Here is a 365-nt window from a genome sequence, read left to right as displayed (position 1 = left end):
GTGGGTGACAAGGTCGAGGTGACCGCGCAGGTGATCGACAAGGTCGGTAACCCATCACCGGAAGCCAGCGACAGTGCTTTGGTCGATACGGGCGCCGCACCGGCCCCGAGTGTTGAACTGTTAGGCGACAGCAACAATGACGGTATCTACAACAGTGCTGAACTGGGGGCTGACGGTACCGTTACTGCCAAAGTGACGTTGGCTTCGGGCACTGTCGAGGGCGATCGTATTATTATCACCGACACCAATGGCAACGTACTGGTTGACCGTGAGGTGACCACTGCTGACCTAACCAACGGTATTTTGGTCGAAGGTTCAGTGGTGGGCGATAAGGTTGAAGTGACTGCGCAGGTGATCGACAAGGT

Annotated in this window: 1 protein-coding gene; it reads left to right on the top strand. The window is 56.2% G+C overall.

Annotated elements, in window-relative coordinates; genetic code table 11:
- Nucleotides 1-365, top strand: a 365-nt coding sequence (locus ABT56_RS24325) for a hypothetical protein (RefSeq protein ID WP_169753960.1), incomplete at both ends; no start/stop codon positions are given.

Source organism: Photobacterium aquae (assembly GCF_001029445.1).
Taxonomy (GTDB): Bacteria; Pseudomonadota; Gammaproteobacteria; order Enterobacterales; family Vibrionaceae; genus Photobacterium; species Photobacterium aquae.
The sequence above is the reverse complement of the archived record's forward strand: the minus strand, read 5'-3'. Positions and strand labels throughout refer to the sequence as shown.